Origin of the sequence: Chromobacterium haemolyticum (genome assembly GCF_009936155.1) — a bacterium.
GTDB lineage: Bacteria > Pseudomonadota > Gammaproteobacteria > Burkholderiales > Chromobacteriaceae > Chromobacterium > Chromobacterium haemolyticum.
Genome location: NZ_AP019312.1, coordinates 2,140,155 through 2,158,641, shown reverse-complemented (window position 1 = coordinate 2,158,641; position 18,487 = coordinate 2,140,155). Strand labels below are relative to the sequence as shown.

Annotated in this window: 18 protein-coding genes; 12 read left to right on the top strand and 6 right to left on the bottom strand. The window is 62.5% G+C overall.

Features of this window, described 5'->3' with window-relative positions:
* Positions 1-6 precede the first annotated feature (6 nt).
* Both GYH29_RS09780 and GYH29_RS09775 read right to left on the bottom strand, forming a co-directional pair.
* The gene (locus GYH29_RS09780) at positions 7-957 is read right to left on the bottom strand and encodes a GMP reductase (RefSeq protein WP_043641733.1); all 951 of its coding nucleotides are present in this window, start codon (positions 955-957) and stop codon (positions 7-9) included.
* 188 nt (positions 958-1,145) lie between these two features.
* Positions 1,146-1,793 carry a ParA family protein gene (locus GYH29_RS09775; protein ID WP_232060562.1) on the bottom strand — a complete coding sequence of 216 codons (648 nt, stop codon included), beginning with the start codon at positions 1,791-1,793 and terminating at the stop codon, positions 1,146-1,148.
* Positions 1,794-1,896: 103 nt separating this feature from the next.
* On the opposite strand from GYH29_RS09775, the gene GYH29_RS09770 reads away from it, so the two are divergent.
* On the top strand, positions 1,897-2,559 hold the full coding sequence (locus GYH29_RS09770; protein WP_161523606.1) for an HAD family hydrolase: 663 nt from the start codon (positions 1,897-1,899) through the stop codon (positions 2,557-2,559).
* Between the two features lie 80 nt (positions 2,560-2,639).
* On the opposite strand, the gene GYH29_RS09765 is transcribed toward GYH29_RS09770, so the two are convergent.
* Both GYH29_RS09765 and GYH29_RS09760 read right to left on the bottom strand, forming a co-directional pair.
* Complete coding sequence (locus tag GYH29_RS09765) at positions 2,640-3,569, bottom strand: DHH family phosphoesterase (RefSeq protein ID WP_019100376.1); 930 nt, start codon at positions 3,567-3,569, stop codon at positions 2,640-2,642.
* 58 nt (positions 3,570-3,627) lie between these two features.
* A complete protein-coding gene (locus GYH29_RS09760; RefSeq protein ID WP_043641726.1) occupies positions 3,628-4,215 on the bottom strand; it encodes an IMPACT family protein in 588 nt (195 codons plus the stop codon).
* A gap of 117 nt (positions 4,216-4,332) precedes the next feature.
* Here GYH29_RS09760 and GYH29_RS25025 point away from each other — a divergent pair, with 117 nt between their 5' ends.
* From GYH29_RS25025 to GYH29_RS09720, 9 genes are all read left to right on the top strand, one after another.
* On the top strand, positions 4,333-4,461 hold the full coding sequence (locus GYH29_RS25025) for a hypothetical protein (RefSeq protein WP_019100378.1): 129 nt from the start codon (positions 4,333-4,335) through the stop codon (positions 4,459-4,461).
* A gap of 151 nt (positions 4,462-4,612) precedes the next feature.
* Complete coding sequence (locus GYH29_RS09755) at positions 4,613-5,047, top strand: NfeD family protein (RefSeq protein ID WP_161523605.1); 435 nt, start codon at positions 4,613-4,615, stop codon at positions 5,045-5,047.
* A gap of 5 nt (positions 5,048-5,052) precedes the next feature.
* Positions 5,053-5,997, top strand: coding sequence for an SPFH domain-containing protein (locus tag GYH29_RS09750; protein ID WP_043641720.1), 945 nt, complete (start codon positions 5,053-5,055; stop codon positions 5,995-5,997).
* Between the two features lie 119 nt (positions 5,998-6,116).
* Complete coding sequence (locus GYH29_RS09745) at positions 6,117-6,650, top strand: septation protein A (RefSeq protein ID WP_114153524.1); 534 nt, start codon at positions 6,117-6,119, stop codon at positions 6,648-6,650.
* On the top strand, positions 6,650-6,952 hold the full coding sequence (locus GYH29_RS09740) for a YciI family protein (protein WP_161523604.1): 303 nt from the start codon (positions 6,650-6,652) through the stop codon (positions 6,950-6,952). The genes GYH29_RS09745 and GYH29_RS09740 overlap by 1 nt, the downstream gene beginning before the upstream one ends.
* A complete protein-coding gene (locus tag GYH29_RS09735) occupies positions 6,949-7,215 on the top strand; it encodes a BolA family protein (protein ID WP_043641717.1) in 267 nt (88 codons plus the stop codon). The genes GYH29_RS09740 and GYH29_RS09735 overlap by 4 nt, the downstream gene beginning before the upstream one ends.
* A gap of 25 nt (positions 7,216-7,240) precedes the next feature.
* Positions 7,241-8,029 (top strand): peptidylprolyl isomerase, encoded by a 789-nt coding sequence (locus tag GYH29_RS09730; RefSeq protein ID WP_019100384.1) that lies wholly within the window; start codon positions 7,241-7,243, stop codon positions 8,027-8,029.
* Positions 8,030-8,055: 26 nt separating this feature from the next.
* Positions 8,056-8,838, top strand: coding sequence for a peptidylprolyl isomerase (locus tag GYH29_RS09725; RefSeq protein ID WP_114153528.1), 783 nt, complete (start codon positions 8,056-8,058; stop codon positions 8,836-8,838).
* A gap of 254 nt (positions 8,839-9,092) precedes the next feature.
* Positions 9,093-10,724 (top strand): methyl-accepting chemotaxis protein, encoded by a 1,632-nt coding sequence (locus GYH29_RS09720; RefSeq protein WP_052370947.1) that lies wholly within the window; start codon positions 9,093-9,095, stop codon positions 10,722-10,724.
* A gap of 175 nt (positions 10,725-10,899) precedes the next feature.
* Here GYH29_RS09720 and GYH29_RS09715 read toward each other — a convergent pair whose 3' ends face one another.
* A complete protein-coding gene (locus GYH29_RS09715) occupies positions 10,900-12,450 on the bottom strand; it encodes an APC family permease (RefSeq protein WP_052052228.1) in 1,551 nt (516 codons plus the stop codon).
* Between the two features lie 483 nt (positions 12,451-12,933).
* Here GYH29_RS09715 and GYH29_RS09710 point away from each other — a divergent pair, with 483 nt between their 5' ends.
* Positions 12,934-14,022, top strand: a complete 1,089-nt coding sequence (locus GYH29_RS09710) for a polyamine ABC transporter substrate-binding protein (protein ID WP_019100388.1) — start codon at positions 12,934-12,936, stop codon at positions 14,020-14,022.
* 77 nt (positions 14,023-14,099) lie between these two features.
* Here the strand turns inward: GYH29_RS09710 and acnA are convergent, their stop codons facing one another.
* Positions 14,100-16,772 carry an aconitate hydratase AcnA gene (gene acnA / locus GYH29_RS09705; RefSeq protein WP_161523603.1) on the bottom strand — a complete coding sequence of 891 codons (2,673 nt, stop codon included), beginning with the start codon at positions 16,770-16,772 and terminating at the stop codon, positions 14,100-14,102.
* A 327-nt stretch (positions 16,773-17,099) separates the two neighbouring features.
* Between acnA and fumC the strand changes: the two genes are divergently transcribed.
* Complete coding sequence (gene fumC, locus GYH29_RS09700; protein WP_019100390.1) at positions 17,100-18,479, top strand: class II fumarate hydratase; 1,380 nt, start codon at positions 17,100-17,102, stop codon at positions 18,477-18,479.
* Positions 18,480-18,487: the final 8 nt, after the last annotated feature.

Sequence of the window (18,487 nt, the reverse complement as noted above, 5' to 3'; positions counted from 1 at the left end):
CCCGGATCAGCGGCGAACCTGGATCAGCTCGGCGTTGCGCAAGGCCTGCAAGGTGTTGCCGCCGGCGTAGCTGATCGACGACTGCAGGTCTTCCTTCAGTTCGCGCAACAGCTTGCCGATGCTGCCCTTGTACTCCACCAGGATTTTCTTGCCTTCGACGTTGACGTAGGCGCCCTTGTTGAACTGAGAGGCGCTGCCGAAGTATTCCTTGTAGTGTTTGCCGTTGATCTCGACGATCTCGCCGGCGGATTCGTCGTAACCGGCGAACAGCGAGCCCGCCATGACCATGCTGGCGCCGCAGGCCAGCGCCTTGGCGATATCACCGTGCTCGACGATGCCGCCATCCGCGATCACCGGCACTTTGACCGCGGCAACGCAGTCCTGCACCGTGGAAATCATCGGACGATGGAAGCCAGTCTTGTTCTTGGTGATGCAGACGCGGCCGCCGGCGATGCCGGCCTTGATCGCATCGCAGCCCCAGCTTTCCAGGTCGCGCGCGGCCTCGGCGGTGGCAATGTTGCCGCCGATCAGGAAAGTACCGGGGAAGAGCTGCTTGATGTGCTTGATCATGCGCTCCGCCTTCACGCACCAGGCGTTGGCGATGTCGAGCGTCATGTACTCAGGGGTGAGCCCCGCTTGCTTGAGCGCGTCCAGTTGTTCGAGGGTGTCTTCGTTGACGCCTACGCTGATGGAGGCGAACAGACCTTTTTCCTGCATGGCGCGGGTGAAAGCCACCGCGTCCACATTGAAGCGGTGCATGGTGTAGAACCAGTTCTGAGCGGCGAAGAGCTCGCTGGTCTCGGCGCTGACCACCGACTTCATATTCGACGCGTAGACCGGCATGTCGAAACGGCGCGGGCCGAACTGCACCGAGGTGTCGCATTCCTTGCGGCTGTCCACTACGGTTTTTTTCGGCACCAGATAAACGTCGCCGTAATTGAGTTCTGTCTTGATCATGCGTGTGCTCCCAAAGCGGAAATAGAGTCAAAAAACGAGGGGCCCCAAATATAAACGGGAGCCCCGACGGCTCCCGTTTACAGTGTCCCCTGCGACGCCTCGTTTGGCTCGCACGCACTTACCGGCACACCTTACGCCGCCGGTTTCTTCACGTCAAGCCATTTTATTTCAGATCAAGACAAAATTTTTCACTTATCGCACCAGCTTTCGTCTCCCTCGCCCAGCCAGTTGAGCAGCGGCTGCCAGGCTTCTCGGTCGCGCTGGGTGCGCGACGGCGGCAGATCGAACAGGGACAGCCCGCTGGAAGCCGCCTGCACGTAAAGTTGGGTGTCGCGCAACCAGGTCAACACCGGCACTTCGTGGTCCGCCAGAAATTTCTCCAGCTCGCGCGCGGAGCGAGTGCGGGGGTCCACCCGCATGCCCACCACCGCCATAAAAGCCTTGTTCTTCCGAATGGCCTTCTCTTCCAGCAGTTGCTCGAAAAAAGCTTCGCTCGCCCACATATCGAACGGCGACGGCTGAATGGGCACCAGGATGCGGCTTACCCGGGACACCAGCGCCGCCAGCTTCTTGCCGTGCAGGCCCGCCGCGCTGTCCAGCACCACCACCTCGGTGCCCTTGGGCGGCCGCGCGGCCTCGCCGGCCTTGACCTCCCAACCCGCGATGGAGGGCAGTGCAGCGTCGCGTTGCGCCAGCCAGCCCAGCGAGGATTGCTGCCGGTCCACATCGCCCAGCATCACGCGTTTGCCGCGCGCAGCGTAATAGCCGGCCAGATTGGTCGCCAAGGTCGATTTGCCGCTGCCGCCCTTGGGATTGGCTACCAATACCGATTGCACATCCGCCTCCTCTGCCGTTTGCGATGGGACACTATACCAGAGGGCGAGCGCTTGCCGCAGCCGGGCTATAGGCGTATGGTCGAAGCCCGGAAAAGGAGTCCCCATGCCGCAAAATTATGACGCCATTCTACTCGACATGGATGGCTTGATGATAGATACCGAGAGAATTTCCATGGAGTCCTGGCGCCGAGCCGCCGACGAGCTGGACATGACGCTCAGCGATCAGCTGCTACTGGACATGGTGGGCCTGTCCATGCGCCGCTGCACCGAATTCCTCAGCGAAAAGCTGGGAAATCAAGACGACGCCGTCGCGCTGCAGAACGTGGGCCGCAGGCATTACTGGCAGATGCTGGAACATGAAGAGATTCCGCTGAAGCGCGGCATCGAGGCGCTGTTGGACTGGGCGCTCGCGCAGAGCCTGCCCCGCGCGGTGGCTACATCCACCCAGCGTCAACTGGCGGACATCAAGCTGGGCCGCACCGGGCTCTCGCGTTATTTCGACACTGTGGTGGCCGGCGACGAAGTGGCCCACACCAAGCCGGCGCCGGACGTCTACCTGGCCGCCGCGCGCAAGCTAGGCGTCGACCCTCAGCGCTGCGTAGTGCTTGAGGACTCGATTTACGGCCTGCACGCCGGCGTTGCCGCCGGCATGCGCGTGATTCTGGTGCCGGACCTGGTGGCTCCGCCAGCGGACCAGACCCATCACGCGCTGGCAGTGTGCCAAGACCTGCATCAGGCCCTGGACGTACTGCGCCAGCTGGCCTGACGTTTAGCGCCTGTTCAAGATCTGTTGCGCTGGCTCGCGCTTGCTCGCAAAGTCGTTGATGGGGGCCGGCGCCCGTTTTCTCAGCCGTGGCCGCGGATGCGCGCGATCAACTCGTCCCGCACGTCCTCGGCCTGGTCGTTGCCCACCTGGCAAGTGCCGGCCGCCTCGTGTCCCCCGCCGCCGTACTGCAGCATCAGCGCGCCGACATTGGTGCGCGAAGTGCGGTTAATGATGGACTTGCCCACCGCGAACACCGTGTTCTGGCGATTGACGCCCCACAGCTGATGGATGGAGATATTGCAGTCCGGGAACAGCGCGTAAATCATGAAACGGTTGGTCGGGTGAATCACATCTTCATGCAGCAGATTCAACACCACCAGGTTGCCATAGACGCGGGAACAGCGCCGGATCTGCTCCTTGGCCAGCGCCTCGTGTTTGGCGTATAACTCCACGCGCTCCTGCACATCCGGCAGGGCCAGGATCTGATCGATGCTGTGATCTCGGCAATACCGGATCAAGTCCAGCATCAGCTGATAATTGCTGATGCGGAACTCCTTGAAGCGCCCCAGACCCGTGCGCGCGTCCATCAGGTAATTGAGCAGCACCCAGCCGGACGGGTGCAGCACTTCCTGCAGCGTGTACTGCGCGGAATCGGCCTTGTCCACCGCCTCCATCATCTCGTCGCTGATATTGGGAAACGCCTGCTTGCCGCCAAAGTGGTTGTACACCACCCGCGCCGCCGACGGCGCCTTGGGGTCTATCACATAATTGTCCGCGCTGGAGTTGCGCAGGGTTTCGGAAAGATGATGGTCGATGACCAGATGCGCCGCCGCCACGTACGGCAGGTTGGTGGTGATGTCGTTCTCGGTGATCTCCACCTTGCCGTCCTGCATGTCCTTGGGGTGGGCGAACTTGATCTCGTTGATCAGATTCAGCTCGTTGAGCAGCACCGCGCACACCAGTCCGTCGAAATCGCTGCGCGTCACCAGGCGATATTGCTGTTGCGACATGAGTTCCCTCTCTCCAGCTTGAAGGGCCGGCGCGGCCCCGCCCGCGCCGTACGGCGCCTCAGTCGACCGGCGACACCTCCAGCGCGCCGGCCATCCCGTCCGTCAACGCCGCCAGCAGGGCCTCCGCCTCGGCGAGAGGCAAGCTCAGCCTCAAGCTCACCCGCTCGCCGTAACTGGGGGCCGACACCGGCACCCCCAGCTCTTGGCATAAATGGCGCAGACGCGCCTCGCCGGCGAAATCCACCGTCGCCTCGTAATCTCCGCGCGGCACCACCGCCACCAGGCTGGCCGCGTCCATCGCGGCGTTAACAGCTTGAGTGTAGGCTCTGACCAAGCCGCCCGCACCCAATTTTATTCCTCCGAAATACCGCACCACCACCGCCAGCACATCGCAGACGCCCTTGTGCCTAAGCACGTTGTACATTGGCCGCGCAGCAGTGCCGGAAGGTTCGCCGTCGTCGTCCAGCATGGAGTCCGCGCCGCATAGCAAGACCGCGCAGTAATGACGCGCATCCGGCCATTGGGCGCGGATCTCCGCCAGCCGCGCCTGCGCCTCTTCCCGGCTGCTCACCGCTTGCACAATGCCGATGAAACGGCTCTTCTTGATTTCAACCTCGGCCTGCGCCAACGCTTGCAAATGGAACATTCCGTCCCTCTGGGTGTCTGAAGGGGTGGATTGTACCTCTATCGCCGGCAAAGCACCGGGGCAAGCACTACAATGAAAACGGGAATGCGCCTTGTTCACCTTAAAGGAGCCAAAGCCATGATCATCCTGCTCGTCGTGCTCGCTTCGCTGCTTGCCGTAGTCTGGGTCATGCTGGACAAATTCTGGCTGGATGACGAGGAAGAGGCTCGCCTGTCCCATTATCTGCCGGACAAAGATCATGTCTAAAGAACCGGTTTGATGTCCGCCGCGCTTCGGCAAAGCGGCATTGAACCGACTCTTGAGAGCGCGTTCGTTTTTGAGGGACACGCTCCCGCTCGCTTGTCATTCCGCGGCGATGGCATGAAAATGAGCGCATTAATTTGACAAGGGCATCGTCTTGCCGCTAACCGCCATCTGGATTGCCAGCGCGCTGATCGCGCTGATCGCCGAGTTCTACTCCGGCACCTTTTACCTGCTGGTCGTCGCCGTCGCCATGTTGTGCGGCGGCGTGTCCGCCTGGCTGGGCGCGCCCGAAGCCAGCCAATACGTGATCGCCAGCATCGCCGGCGTGGCCGGCGTGGCGCTGGTCTACGGCTACAAACGCCGACATCCGCCCCTCCCCGCCCAGCCGCGGGCCGACGACCCGGACCTGGGCCAGCCGGTGCAAATTCTCCACGCCCCCGCCTCCGGCCACGCCCGCGTGCAATACCGCGGCGCGGCCTGGGACGCCGCCCCGATCGACGGCGCGCCGCTGGAAACCGGCGCCACCGCCTACATCGTCGGCCGCGACGGCAACCTACTCAAAATCAGTTCAACCCAACCGGAACAATAAGACCCATGGAACTCCTGCCCCTGATCCTGCTCGCCGCCGTCATCGTCTTCGTGTTCAAATCACTGGCCGTGGTGCCGCAGCAGAACGCTTACATCGTCGAGCGCCTCGGCCGCTACCACGGCACGCTGGCTCCCGGCCTCAACATCATCATTCCCTTCATCGACCGCATCGCCTACAAGCATAGCCTGAAGGAAGTGCCGCTGGACGTGCCCAGCCAGGTCTGCATCACCCGCGACAACACTCAGCTGAAAGTGGACGGCATCCTCTACTTTCAGGTAACCGACGCCCAGCGCGCCTCTTACGGCACCAGCAACTTCATCATCGCCATCACCCAGCTGTCGCAAACCACGCTGCGCTCGGTGATCGGCAAGATGGAGCTGGACAAGACCTTTGAGGAACGCGACGAGATCAACCAGACCGTGGTGGCCGCGCTGGACGAAGCCGCCGTCAACTGGGGCGTGAAAGTGCTGCGCTACGAGATCAAGGACCTAGTGCCCCCACAGGACATCCTGCACGCGATGCAGGCGCAGATCACCGCGGAGCGGGAAAAGCGCGCGCGCATCGCCCAGTCCGAAGGCTTGAAGATGGAACAGATCAACCTGGCCAACGGCTCGCGCGAAGCGGCGATCCAGAAATCCCAGGGCGAGATGCAAGCCACCATCAACAATTCCGAGGGGGACAAACAGGCCGCCATCAATAAAGCGCAGGGCGAGGCCGAGGCGCTGCGCCTAGTGGCGGACGCCACCGCCGACGCGATCAAGCGCGTGGCCAGCTCCATCCATACCGAGGGCGGTCTGGAAGCGGTCAACCTGAAAGTGGCGGAGCAATATGTCGCGGCCTTCGGCAAACTGGCCAAGGAAAACAACACCATCATCCTGCCTGCCAACGTGGCCGACGTAAGCTCGCTGGTGGCCAGCGCAATGAGCGTGGTCAAGCAAACCCAGCGCTGACGCTGCCTTGCAACAGGCTCGCCCAACGCGCGGACGCCGGGCGAGCCACCGTTTCGCATTGAACTCTTCAACCCTTGCCCGGCTTGAATATCCGCCGGGCCGCCCCCATAATCGTGCGCATGAAATTCTTCACTGACCTATTTCCCGTCGTCCTGTTCTTCGCCACTTACTGGCTGAGCCGCGACATGTTCATCGCCACCGGCGTCGCCATCGCCGCCACCACCTTGCTGGTGGGCTGGACCTGGCTGCGTCACCGCAAGGTCGATACCATGCAGTGGGTCAGCCTGGGCCTGATCGTGGTGCTGGGCGGAGCCACCCTGCTGCTGCACGACAAGCACTTCATCATGTGGAAGCCCACCGTGCTGTACTGGGTGATGGGCGCCGGCTTGCTGATCAGCGACTTCCTGGGCAAAAACGGCCTCAAGCTGATGATGGGCCAACAGTTGCAGCTCCCGGCGCCGGTATGGCGCAAACTGACTTGGGCCTGGGTGGGCTTCTTCGCCTTCATGGGCGCGCTCAATCTGTTCGTCGCCTATCGCTTCAGCGAAGACGTATGGGTCAATTTCAAACTGTTTGGCGGCCTGGGCCTGATGCTGGCCTTCGTCATCGCCCAAAGCCTGTTCCTCTCCAAATACATTGAGGAAAAGAAATAATGCTTTACGCCATCATCGGCCAAGATCACGAAGACTCGCTGCCGCGCCGGCTGGAAGCCCGTCCGGCCCATCTGGCGCGCTTGCAGGCGCTGCAGGACGCCGGCCGCCTGGTGCTGGCCGGCCCCTGTCCCGCCATCGACAGCGCCAGCCCCGGCCCCGCCGGTTTCAGCGGCAGCCTGATCGTCGCGGAGTTCGAATCACTGGATGCCGCCCAGGCCTGGGCCGACGCGGATCCCTATGTGGCGTCCGGCGTCTACGCCGGCGTCAGCGTCAAGCCCTTCCTCAAGGTATTGCCTCAATGAGCGCCACGGTTGAACTCCTCCGCGCCGCCTTGCAAGCCTTAACGCCGGAACACCTGGACATCCAGGACGACAGCGCGCTGCACGCCGGCCACGCCGGCGCGCGCGACGGCGGCGGGCATTACACGCTTACCATTGTCAGCGCCCGCTTTCAGGGGCTGAGCCGCGTGCATCGCCACCGGCTGATCTACGAAACGCTGGGCGACTTGATGCAAACCAAGGTGCACGCTCTGGCCATCAGAGCGTTCACGCCTGAAGAAATCTGAATTGATTCCATCCAAGGGGTACCCCATGAAGCTTTCCCGCATCGCCGCCGTCGTGCTGGCCGCCACCATCGCCCTGCCCGCCGCCGCGGAATCCATCGCCGTGGTCAACGGCGTAGCCATCGACAAGAAAGAACTGGACGCCGCAGTCGCCAACATCGTGCAAAGCAGCGGCGGCAAGGCTCAGGACAATCCGGAATTGCGCGAGCAGTTGAAAACCTCGCTGATCACCCGCGAAGTCATCCTGCAGGAAGCGCGCAAGCGCCAGTTGGACAAGCAGCCGCTGTTCACCCAGCGCCTGGATGACATCCGCAATGAAATGCTGCGAGAAGCGCTGTTTGCCGACATCGCCAAACAAGCGCCGGTGAGCGACGCCCAGATCAAGAGCGTCTACGACAAGCTCGCCGCCCAACAGACCGGCAGCAAGGAGATCCACGCGCGCCAGATCACGCTGAAGAGCGAGGCCGACGCGCAGAAAGTGATCGCCGATCTGAAAAAAGGCGCCAAGTTCGACGAACTGGTGAAAACCCGCTCTATCGACCCCAACGCCAAGCAAAGCAACGGCGAAATGGGCTGGGGCAATCTCAACCGCATGGACCCGCCGCTGGCCGCCGCGCTGAAAGACATCCGCAAAGGCCAGACCAGCAGCAAACCGTACCAGTCCCCGCTGGGCTGGCACGTGTTCAAGGTGGAAGACATTCGTGACGCCAAGCTTCCGTCGCTGGATGAGGCCAAGCCGCAAATCGGCCGCCAACTGCAAGAAGAAGCCATCGCCAAGGCAGTGGAAGACCTGCGCGCCAAGGCCAAGATCCAATAAACCAAACCTTCAGGACACCTAAGAATATGCGTAAACTCCTGCTGACCAGCGCCCTCGTCGCCGCCTTCGCCGGCAGCGCCATCGTGGTTGCCGGCCCGGTCGTCAACGGCCAGGCCATTTCCGACGCCCGCATCGACGCCGTGGTCAAGATGATGGAAGCCCAGGGCCAGCCGGCCAACCCGCAAGCGCGTGACATGGTCAAGGATCAACTGGTCACTGCCGAAGTGCTGCGCCAGGAAGCCGTGAAGAAGGGTCTGGACAAATCGCCGGAATTCGCCGCCGAACTAGCCAATATGCAGGCAATGGCGCTGGCCAACCGCCTGATCAAGGACTATGAAAAGTCCAACCCGGTCAGCGACGCCGACCTGAAAGCCGAATACGACAAGCTGGTGGCCAGCGTGCCGGAAACCAAGCAATACCACGCTCGCCACATCCTGGTGAAAACCGAAGCCGAAGCCAAGGCGGTGATCGACGCGCTGAAGAAAGGCAAGGCCTTCGACAAGCTGGCCAAGGAGAAATCCCAGGATCCGGGCAGCAAGGACAAGGGCGGCGATCTGGACTGGCAGGAAGCCGGCACCTTCGTAGCGCCGTTCTCCGAAGCCATGACCAAGCTGTCCAAGGGCGAAGTGACCGCCAAACCGGTGAAAACCGAGTTCGGCTGGCACGTGATCAAGCTGGACGACGCCCGCGTGCAACGCAATGTGCCGGCGCTGGACGACATCCGCCCGCAACTGACCCAGCGCATCATGGGCGGCCGCGTGGAAAAGCTGATCGCCGAGCTCAAAGCCAAGGCGCAAATCCAGAAGTAAGCCGCGCGCCGCGGCAAAGCAGATCAAGCGGACCCCGGTCCGCTTTTTTCATATCTTTCGCATAATCCGCGCCGCCAGGCCGCTCTCCCACCCGCCTTGCCTTCGCCTGCTTCATGCCCATGGTTTTCCGCAAGGTAGCAAAAACGTCTCCAAAAATTTTATCCGCTGTCCTATAAGTAATTATTCACTTTTTGATCACTTCATAAATATATTAAATTGGAAGTACCACAATAAAGACACTACGGGACAAACTGATGAAAAACCTGCGCATTGGACAAAGACTCGCCCTCGCCTTCGGCGCGCTGATCGCCCTGGTGCTGATCATGAGTGTGGTCATGCTAAACGGACTCTCCTCCATCAGCGACGGCATGGAGGACATTACCGACAACCGGCTGGAATCCCTGCTGATAGTCGCTCAGCTGGACCACCACCTGCAGCAGCAGCGCATCGGCGCGCGCGATCTGATCATTGAAACCGATCCAGCCAAGATGGCCGAGATCAAGGCGCAGACCGACCAAACCATCAAGGCCTTCAACAACGCCGAAAAAGCGCTGGAAGACCACTTCACCAAGTTTCCGCCCATGCCCGCTACCGCCGCCCTGCTCAAAGACGTGGGCCAGGCACAGGAAGCGCTGGACGCGCCCACTAAAAAGCTGATGGCGTTGGCCATGGCCAACCAGAACAAGGAGGCCGAAGCCTTCATGGTCAACCAGCACCGTCCGCTGATCCACCAATTGGAACAAAAGGTGGAAGCGCTGAGCAAGGCGCTGGCGGACCGGGCTCAAGACAGCCGCAAGGACGCGGAGGCCAGCGCCACCGCCGTGCGCGCCACCTCGCTGACCATCACCGCCATCTGCCTGGTCGCGGCCGCGCTGATAGGCTGGCTGCTGACCCGCTCCATCACCCGCCCGCTGAACAGCGCCGTAGAGGCCGCGCGCGAAGTGGCCGCCGGCAATCTGCGCATCGAGTTGAAGCCGGACGGCAAGGACGAACCCGCCCAGGTGATCGCCGCGCTGGCCGATATGCGCGAGCAGTTGGTGCAAGCCATCGGCAACGTCCAGCAAGGCGCGGAAGAGGCCAATAGCGTGGCCAGCCAATTGTCCGAATCCGCCGAGCAAGTGTTGACCGCTTCTCACCAGCAAAGCCAGGCCGCCGCCAGTTCCGCCGCCGCGGTGGAAGAACTGACCGTCAGCATCAGCCATGTGGCAGAAGCGGCCCAGGAAGTGCGTGAACACGCGCAAACCAGCCTGGTCACCGCCAAGAACGGCACCGCCCAACTCAGCTTGCTGGTCAAGGAGGTCAACAATGTCGAAAAAGCCGTCAACGGCATTGCCGAAGCGGTGAAGAACTTCGTCGCCAACACCCGCAAGATCACCAGCATGACCAGCCAGGTGCGCGACATCGCCGACCAAACCAACTTGCTTGCGCTCAACGCCGCCATCGAAGCCGCGCGCGCTGGCGAACTGGGCCGCGGCTTCGCGGTGGTGGCCGACGAAGTGCGCGTACTGGCCGAACGCTCGGCTGAATCCGCCAAGGAAATCGACCAGGTCACTCATGTGCTGGGCACCCAGTCGGTGGAACTGGAAGACGCCATCACCAGCAGCCTTGCTTCGCTCAGCAGCAGCCAGGCCTTTGTCTCCACCGTGGAGAACGCCTTGCAGGAGGGCGAACAAGCGGTGGCCAAGTCCACCGACAGCACCGGCACCATCGTCAGCGCCGTGCAGGAGCAGAAGCTGGCCAGCACCGAAATCGCGCAGAACATGGAAAAAGTGGCGCAGATGGCAGAGGAAAATACCGCCATCGTCAGCAATGTGGCGGACAGCTCCCACTCCATGTCGGACATTGCCCAGCGCCTGCATCAAGCGGTGCGTTTCTTCCGCATCTGAACCGCCTCACCCTCCATGTCGAAGCCGCCCTTCCGGGCGGCTTTTTCATTTGCGCGAGCTAAAGTGCGACAAGGCGAAAACGAGCGAAAAAGCGTAATGTACACGTGGTACATGAGCATTTTGAGCTGGTTTTCAACGCGGTATCGCCGACGCGCAGCAGATCGTGAACAGGTTCTCAGATCTTTTCGTCTAAGCTGAATACCGGCGTGCCCTTCTTCAACACCTCGCCACGGAAGAAGGCCGGGTATTCACGATACATGTACAGCATGACCAGCAAGCCCGCCAGCGCCACCGTCACGCCCAAAATGAACACCAGGCCCAGGCCGCCGATATGAGAGCCGCTGCCGAAAGCCGGGTCCATGCTGTCCAGCGTGGTGCGGATCAGCGCGACGAACAGCAGGATGCCGCCCAAGCCCGGGCATAAGCCGCGTAACAGGAAATGGCGTGCCGAAGTCAGCGCCTGTTTGCGGAAATACCAGACGCAGGCAAAGGCCGTCAGGCCGTAATAGAAGCACACCATCATGCCCAGCGCGGTAATGGTGTCGGAGAGCACATTCTCGCTGACCACCCGCATCACCGCGTAAAACACAGAGGCCACCAGCGCAGACACCACGGTGGCGTAAGCAGGCGCCTTGAAGCGGGACTCCACCACCGCGTACTTGGCCGGCAAGGCCTGGTAATGGCCCATCGCCAGCATGGTGCGCGCGGGCGACATAAAAGTGGACTGTAAGGATGCGGCGGAGCTGGACATCACCGCCAGCGACAGCAAGATGGCCGCCGGCCCCATCACCGGCCCGGCCAGCGCGGTGAACACATTGGCCGCGATGGCCGGGTTGGCGAGGCCGGTGGCGTCGCTGCCCACGCCGGCGAAAGACACCACTGCCGCGCTGATCAACACGTAAGAACCCACCAGCAGCACCATCACCAGCGTGGCGGCCTTGCCAGACAGATTGGCGCGTTTGTCGCCCGTGGTTTCCTCGCTGATAGTCACCACCGTGTCCCAGCCCCAATAGGCGAAGATGGACACTGCCACCCCGGCGGCGAATTGGGAAAAGCTCTCCACCGCGAAGGGATTGAACCAGCTCCACTCCACCGGTATCGAATACGGATGGCCGCCGTCGGCGGCGGCGCTGAACGCCGCCCAAGCGAACCAGGCCAGCACCAACACCTGAAACGACACCAACACATATTGCACCCGCTTGGTGGATTGCAGACCGCGACAAGAAATCCAGGTGGCCACCGCCATGAAGCCGAGGCAGGAGGCGATGTTCACCACCGCGTCGTCAGGCAACGCCGCGATATCCGGCCGCTCCAAGGCCTGGCCCAGCGCCAGATACATGAAGTCCACCGCCACCGCGGCGGTGTTGGACAGAACCAGCACCGTGGACACCACCAGCCCCCAGCCGGCGATCCAGCCAATCCATGGCCCAAAGGCCCTCGTGGCCCAGGTGAAGGACGTCCCGGCGTCCGGCATCTCGCGGTTCAGTTCGCGGTAGCCTATGGCCACCAACAGCATGGGAATGAAGCTGACGAAAAACACCGCCGGCATCTGCTTGCCCACCTGAGTGGCAGCCGGCCCCAGGGAAGCGGTCAGCGTGTACGCCGGCGCGCATACGGAGATCCCGATCACCACCAGCCCGAGAATGCCGATGGAGCCGGCGGGCAAGCCCTTTGCGCTCAAGCCTCCCCCATCCGGGGCCGGCAGCGCGTTGTCAACATTACGCATGGTGCATCTCCTTTGTCGGGACCGCGTCGCAACGTCGGCCCTCGCCTTGTTATCTTTCTCCGCGCCGGCACACAAGCACCGGCGCGAATGCGCGCGTCCCGCCGTGTCCGCCGGCCGGCCCCGCTTATGGCAGGACCGCGCGCGTCAGGCGTGGTTGCATGGAGTATGCAGATAATTAACACAAAAACATCAAATGGCAAAAATAATAGACGCAACTCGCATGGGGCGATATGCTGGCTCGGCAAGATCCGGCCCGCGCCGGCGCCTTGCGCTAGAGTCGGGCTCACCGGCCACCGCAATAAGAACCCGTTCAAAATCTGCGGCGCTTCGTGAAGCGTTGCATGGTGGGTACAAGCTCAAAATGCTCATGCATCCCTTGTGCACTCCGCTTTTTCGCTCGTTTTCGCCTTGTCTCGCCATTGCTCGCGAGACTTTGAACAGGCTCAAAAAGAACCACGCAAAGAGAGAGAGAAGGAAGAGAATATGAATACTTGGAAGCACTGCCTGCTCGCGCTCGGCCTCGCCGCGGCCGTTCATGCCCAAGCCAATACCGTCAACGTCTACAACTGGTCCGACTACATCGCCCCCACCACCGTGCCAGGCTTTAGCAAGCAAACCGGCGTCAAGGTCAATTACAACGTCTACGACAGCATGGAAACCCTAAACGCCAAGCTGATGACCGGCCGCTCCGGCTTCGACCTAGTGGTGCCGTCCAACAATGTGCTGGGCCTGGGCATCAAGGCCGGGCTGTTCCAGCCTCTGGATAAGACCAAGATCCCCAACTACAAGAACATAGACCCCGCGCTGCTGAAAATGATGGAAGTGTCGGACCCCGGCAACAAATACGCGGTGCCGTATTTCTGGGGCGTGATCACTCTGGGCATCAATGAGGAAAAGGTGAAAAAAGCGCTGGGCGGCAAGCTGCCGGCCAATGAATGGGACCTGCTGTTCAAACCGGAATACGTATCCAAGCTCAAATCCTGCGGTGTCAGCATCCTGGATTCCCCGTCCGAATTCTTCCCGATGGCGCTGCACTACTTCGGCAAGGATCCGGGTAGCACCAAGGAAGCCGATTATCGCGCCATCATGCCGCAGCTCAACGCCATTCGCGCCAGCGTGACCCGCATTTCCTCTTCGGGCTACATCAACGATATGGCCAGCGGCGAAGTCTGTCTGGCCATGGGATACGGCGGCGACCTCAACATCGCCAAGCGCCGCGCCGTGGACGCCAAGAACGGCGTCAAAGTGGTGCCGCTGATGCCCAAACAGGGCGTGGCCATCTGGGTGGACAGCATGGCCATCCCCAAAGACGCCAAGAACGTGGCCAATGCGCTGTCCTTCATCAACTACAGCCTGGATCCCAAGATCGCCGCGGACAACGCCAACACCGTGACCTTCGCCCCCGGCAGCCTGCCGGCGCGGCAGTTCGTCAACAAGCAGTACTTGAACGACCGCTCCATCTTCCCCAACGCCGAAGACTTGAAAAATAGTTTCATCCAAAAGAGCGTGGGTCAGGAAACCCTGCGCATCTACGGCCGCTTGTGGCAAAACTTCAAGCTGGGCCGCAGCTGAATCCGCGCTGCGCCACCAATGAACAACAGCCGCTTTGAGCGGCTGTTGTTCATTAAGCGCCGTTCAAAATACGGCGCTCAGGCCAGCAACTGCCTCAACACATAAGGCAGGATGCCGCCGTGTTGGTAGTAATCCACCTCCACCGGCGTGTCGATGCGCAGCAGCAAGGGCAGTTCACGTTCGCCCCCGGCTGCGTCGCGGATCAGCAGGCGCACCCGCTGCCGCGGCTCGATACCGTCCTCCAGCCCGCGCAGCTCGAAGGTTTCGTCGCCCTTGAGGCCGGCGGCGCTGTCGCCGTCCAGGAACTGCAGCGGCAACACCCCCATGCCCACCAGATTGGAGCGGTGGATGCGCTCGAAGCTCTTGGCCACCACCGCGCGCACGCCCAGCAGCCGCGTGCCCTTGGCCGCCCAATCGCGGCTGGAGCCGGTGCCGTACTCCTCGCCGGCGAAGATCAGCGTCGGCGTGCCGGCGCGCACATAGGTCATCGCCGCATCGTAAATCGACATCTGCTCGCCGTCCGGCTGCGACAGGGTCAGGCCGCCTTCCACCGGCTTGCCGTCCGCATCCGGCGCAAGCATCAGGTTGCGGATGCGCACGTTGGCGAATGTGCCGCGCATCATCACCTCGTGATGGCCTCGGCGCGAGCCGTAACTGTTGAAATCGCCGGGCGTGATGCCCTGCGCCTGCAGATACAGGCCGGCCGGCGAGCTGGGCTTGATCGAGCCGGCCGGGCTGATGTGGTCTGTGGTCACCGAATCGCCGAAGATCGCCAAGGCGCGCGCGCCGCGGATAGGCGGCTGCGCCGTGGGCTGCATCGCGAAATCCTGGAAGAACGGGGGCTCCGCGATATAGCTGGACGGCTCCCAACCGTAGACCTCGCCCACGCTGGCGGCAATGTCGTTCCACAAGGGGTTGCCGCTGGCAAAATCCTGGTACAGCCGGCGGTAAGTCGCCGCGTCCGTAGCTTGCAGCAAAGCCTCTCCCACTTCCTGCTGGCTGGGCCAGATATCGCGCAGGTACACCGGCTTGCCATCCACGCCAACGCCCAGCGGCTCATGTTCTAGATCGATGTCCACCCGGCCGGCGATGGCGAAGGCCACCACCAGCGGCGGACTCATCAGGAAGTTGGCTTTGATTGCCGGATGGATGCGCGCCTCGAAGTTGCGGTTGCCGGACAAGACCGAAGCGCAGATCAAATCCTGACCGCTGACCTCGTTCTCCAATTCCGGATCCAGCGGGCCGGCGTTGCCGATGCAAGTGGTGCAGCCGTAGGCGGCCACGCGGAAACCCAGTTGCTCCAGCGGCGCCAGCAAATGCGCCTTGCCCAGGTAGTCCGTCACCACCCGCGAGCCGGGAGCCAGCGAGGTCTTGATATGGCTGGCCACGCTCAGCCCTCGCGCCACCGCCTTTTGCGCCAGCAAGCCGGCGGCCAGCATCACCCCCGGGTTGGAGGTGTTGGTGCAGGAGGTGATAGCCGCGATCAGCACCGAGCCGTGCCGCAGCTTGCCGCTGAAACCGCCAGCCTCGTTCTTGCCGTAGCCGCCGGCCTTGGCCGGCTGATGCAAGAGCTCGGTGAAACGCGGCTTCAGCTCCGGCAAGGCGATGCGGTCCTGCGGACGGCGCGGCCCGGCCACGCTGGGCACCACCATGGCCAGGTCCAGTTCCAACACGCTGCTGTAATCGATCTCGCCCTCTTGCGGCATGCCGAACATCTGCTGCGCCTCGAAATAGCGGCGGAACGCGTCCACCTCCGCTTCGCTGCGTCCGGTGGCGGTCAGATAGGCGGCGGTCTGCTCGTCCGGCGGGAAGAAACCCATGGTGGCGCCGTACTCCGGCGCCATATTCGCCAGCGTAGCCCGGTCCTGCAAGGTCAACGAGGCCGCGCCTGCGCCGTAGAACTCCACGAACTTGCCCACCACCTGCGCCTTGCGCAGCAGCTCGGTGACGGTCAGCACCAAGTCGGTGGCGGTCACGCCCTCGCGCAGCCTGCCCTTCAAATGCACGCCCACCACGTCCGGCGTCAGGAAATACACCGGCTGACCCAACATGCCGGCTTCCGCCTCGATGCCGCCCACGCCCCAGCCCACCACGCCCAGGCCGTTGATCATGGTGGTGTGCGAATCCGTGCCCACCAGGCTGTCCGGGTAATACACGCCGTCCTTGCTCAATACCCCGCGCGCCAGATATTCCAGGTTCACCTGGTGCACAATGCCGATGCCCGGCGGCACCACCTTGAAGGTGTCGAAGGCCTGCATTCCCCATTTGATGAAACGGTAGCGCTCCGCGTTGCGGCGGAATTCCAGTTTCATGTTAAGGTCCAAAGCGTTGTTCTCGCGGAAGTGGTCGACTTGCACCGAGTGGTCCACCACCAGATCCACCGGCACCAGCGGCTCGATGCGCTTGGGCGGCTTGCCGAAGCGCTCGGCCACCGAGCGCATCGCCGCCAGATCGCACAGCAGCGGCACTCCGGTGAAATCCTGCAACACGATGCGCGCCACCACAAAGGGGATCTCCTCGCTGCGCGGCGCCTGCGGCCGCCAGCCCGCCAATTGGCGCACATGTTCCTCGCCGACGTGCTGGCCGTCCAGATGGCGCAGCAAGGACTCCAGCACGATGCGCAGCGACACCGGCAGCCGGCTGACATCGCCGATACCCAGCTCCGCCAGGGCCGGCAGCGAATGAAATTGACAGGACTGGCCCGAGGCCAGGGTAAAGGAACGCAAAGTGGATTCGGAACGAAGCGACATGGTGGACTCCTGTTGAAAGCCAAGATGCAAGCCAAGAACCTGTTTACGATCTGCTGCGATTCGTCAGACGCGACACGGTGAGTACAGTGTCGAAATGCTCATGTACCCCATGTACGTGCCGCTTTCTCCGCTGTTTTCGTCTTGTCTCGCTTTTTCTCGCGAGATCGTCAACACGCTCTCAAAGGCCAAAACGATGGGAGCACCTCGAAAAGCGGCCAGTCCGAGGTGCTCCGCCTCGTATTCAGACCCTGAAACAGGTCAATGGTTCAGCCCTTGCCTTGCATTTGGCATACAATCGAAACCTCATTCCCGTGCGAAAGGCATGCCATGACACACAGAATAGAACACGATTCCTTCGGCGACATCGAAGTCCCAGCCAATGCGCTGTGGGGCGCGCAAACCCAGCGCTCGCTCGGCCACTTCGCCATATCCAACGAAACCATGCCGCAGGAACTGATCCTGGCGCTGGCCCAAGTCAAGCGCGCCGCCGCGTTGACCAACCGCGAGCTGGGCAAGCTGCCTGCGAACAAGGCCGACGCCGTCGTCGCCGCCGCCGACGAAGTGCTGGCCGGCAAACACCCGGACGCCTTCCCTCTGTCGGTATGGCAAACCGGCTCCGGCACTCAAACCAATATGAACATGAACGAGGTGCTGGCCAACCGCGCCTCGGAACTGCTGGGCGGCGAGCGCGGCCCCGGTCGGCTCGTCCACCCCAACGACGACGTCAACCGCGGCCAATCCTCCAACGACATTTATCCCACCGCCATGCACGTGGCCGCCGCACGCGCGGTGCATGACCGGCTGCTGCCGGCGCTGAGCCGGCTGCGCGCCGCGCTGGTGGACAAAGCGGCCGCTTTCGCCGACATCGTCAAGATCGGCCGCACCCATTTGCAGGACGCCACTCCGCTGACTTTGGGCCAGGAGCTGTCAGGCTGGGTGGATCAACTGGAGCAAGCGGAACACGCCGTCCGCGCCGCGTTGCCCGGCCTCTACCAACTGGCCGTGGGGGGGACCGCCGTGGGCACCGGCCTCAATACCCACACGGAGTTCGGCCCGCGCGTTGCGGCCGAACTCAACCGCGCTTGCGGCCTGCCCTTTGTCAGCGCCGGCAATAAATTCGCCGCGCTGGCCGGGCACGACGCGCTGGTGCACTCGCACGGCGCGCTCAAGCAACTGGCCACCGCCTTGATCAAGATCGCCAACGACATCCGCTGGCTGGCGTCCGGCCCGCGCAGCGGCCTGGGCGAACTGCTGATTCCGGAAAACGAACCAGGCAGCTCCATCATGCCGGGCAAGGTCAACCCCACCCAGTGCGAGGCGGTGACCATGCTGTGCTGCCAAGTGCTGGGCAATGACGTGGCGCTATCCATCGGCGCCGCTTCCGGCAACTTCGAATTGAACGTGTTCAAGCCGCTGATCGCGCACAACTTCCAGCAAAGCGTGCGCCTGCTCGCCGACGGCATGGACAGCCTCAACCATCATTGCGTGCGCGGCATGCAGGCAAACCGCCCTCGCATCGAGCAATTGCTGGAGCAATCGCTCATGCTGGTCACCGCGCTCAATCCGCACATCGGCTACGACAAGGCCGCCGCCATCGCCAAGCTGGCCCACACCAACGGAGGCACCCTCAAGCAAGCGGCACTGGAACTGGGTTATGTGACGGCGGAGCAGTTTGACCAGTGGGTGGATCCGAAGGCGATGATCTAAGAGCGTGT

Bases quoted from the DNA above. Each gene is read 5' to 3' on its own strand.
- GYH29_RS09770 (WP_161523606.1), top strand. From the start codon at position 1,897: ATGCCGCAAAATTATGACGCCATTCTACTCGACATGGATGGCTTGATG.
- GYH29_RS09710 (WP_019100388.1), top strand. From the start codon at position 12,934: ATGAATACTTGGAAGCACTGCCTGCTCGCGCTCGGCCTCGCCGCGGCC.
- GYH29_RS09730 (WP_019100384.1), top strand. From the start codon at position 7,241: ATGAAGCTTTCCCGCATCGCCGCCGTCGTGCTGGCCGCCACCATCGCC.
- GYH29_RS09725 (WP_114153528.1), top strand. From the start codon at position 8,056: ATGCGTAAACTCCTGCTGACCAGCGCCCTCGTCGCCGCCTTCGCCGGC.
- GYH29_RS09765 (WP_019100376.1), bottom strand. From the start codon at position 3,569: ATGTCGCAACAGCAATATCGCCTGGTGACGCGCAGCGATTTCGACGGA.
- GYH29_RS09760 (WP_043641726.1), bottom strand. From the start codon at position 4,215: ATGTTCCATTTGCAAGCGTTGGCGCAGGCCGAGGTTGAAATCAAGAAG.
- GYH29_RS09740 (WP_161523604.1), top strand. From the start codon at position 6,650: ATGCTTTACGCCATCATCGGCCAAGATCACGAAGACTCGCTGCCGCGC.
- GYH29_RS09780 (WP_043641733.1), bottom strand. From the start codon at position 957: ATGATCAAGACAGAACTCAATTACGGCGACGTTTATCTGGTGCCGAAA.
- GYH29_RS09715 (WP_052052228.1), bottom strand. From the start codon at position 12,450: ATGCGTAATGTTGACAACGCGCTGCCGGCCCCGGATGGGGGAGGCTTG.
- GYH29_RS09745 (WP_114153524.1), top strand. From the start codon at position 6,117: ATGAAATTCTTCACTGACCTATTTCCCGTCGTCCTGTTCTTCGCCACT.
- fumC (WP_019100390.1), top strand. From the start codon at position 17,100: ATGACACACAGAATAGAACACGATTCCTTCGGCGACATCGAAGTCCCA.
- GYH29_RS09720 (WP_052370947.1), top strand. From the start codon at position 9,093: ATGAAAAACCTGCGCATTGGACAAAGACTCGCCCTCGCCTTCGGCGCG.
- GYH29_RS09735 (WP_043641717.1), top strand. From the start codon at position 6,949: ATGAGCGCCACGGTTGAACTCCTCCGCGCCGCCTTGCAAGCCTTAACG.
- acnA (WP_161523603.1), bottom strand. From the start codon at position 16,772: ATGTCGCTTCGTTCCGAATCCACTTTGCGTTCCTTTACCCTGGCCTCG.
- GYH29_RS25025 (WP_019100378.1), top strand. From the start codon at position 4,333: ATGATCATCCTGCTCGTCGTGCTCGCTTCGCTGCTTGCCGTAGTCTGG.
- GYH29_RS09750 (WP_043641720.1), top strand. From the start codon at position 5,053: ATGGAACTCCTGCCCCTGATCCTGCTCGCCGCCGTCATCGTCTTCGTG.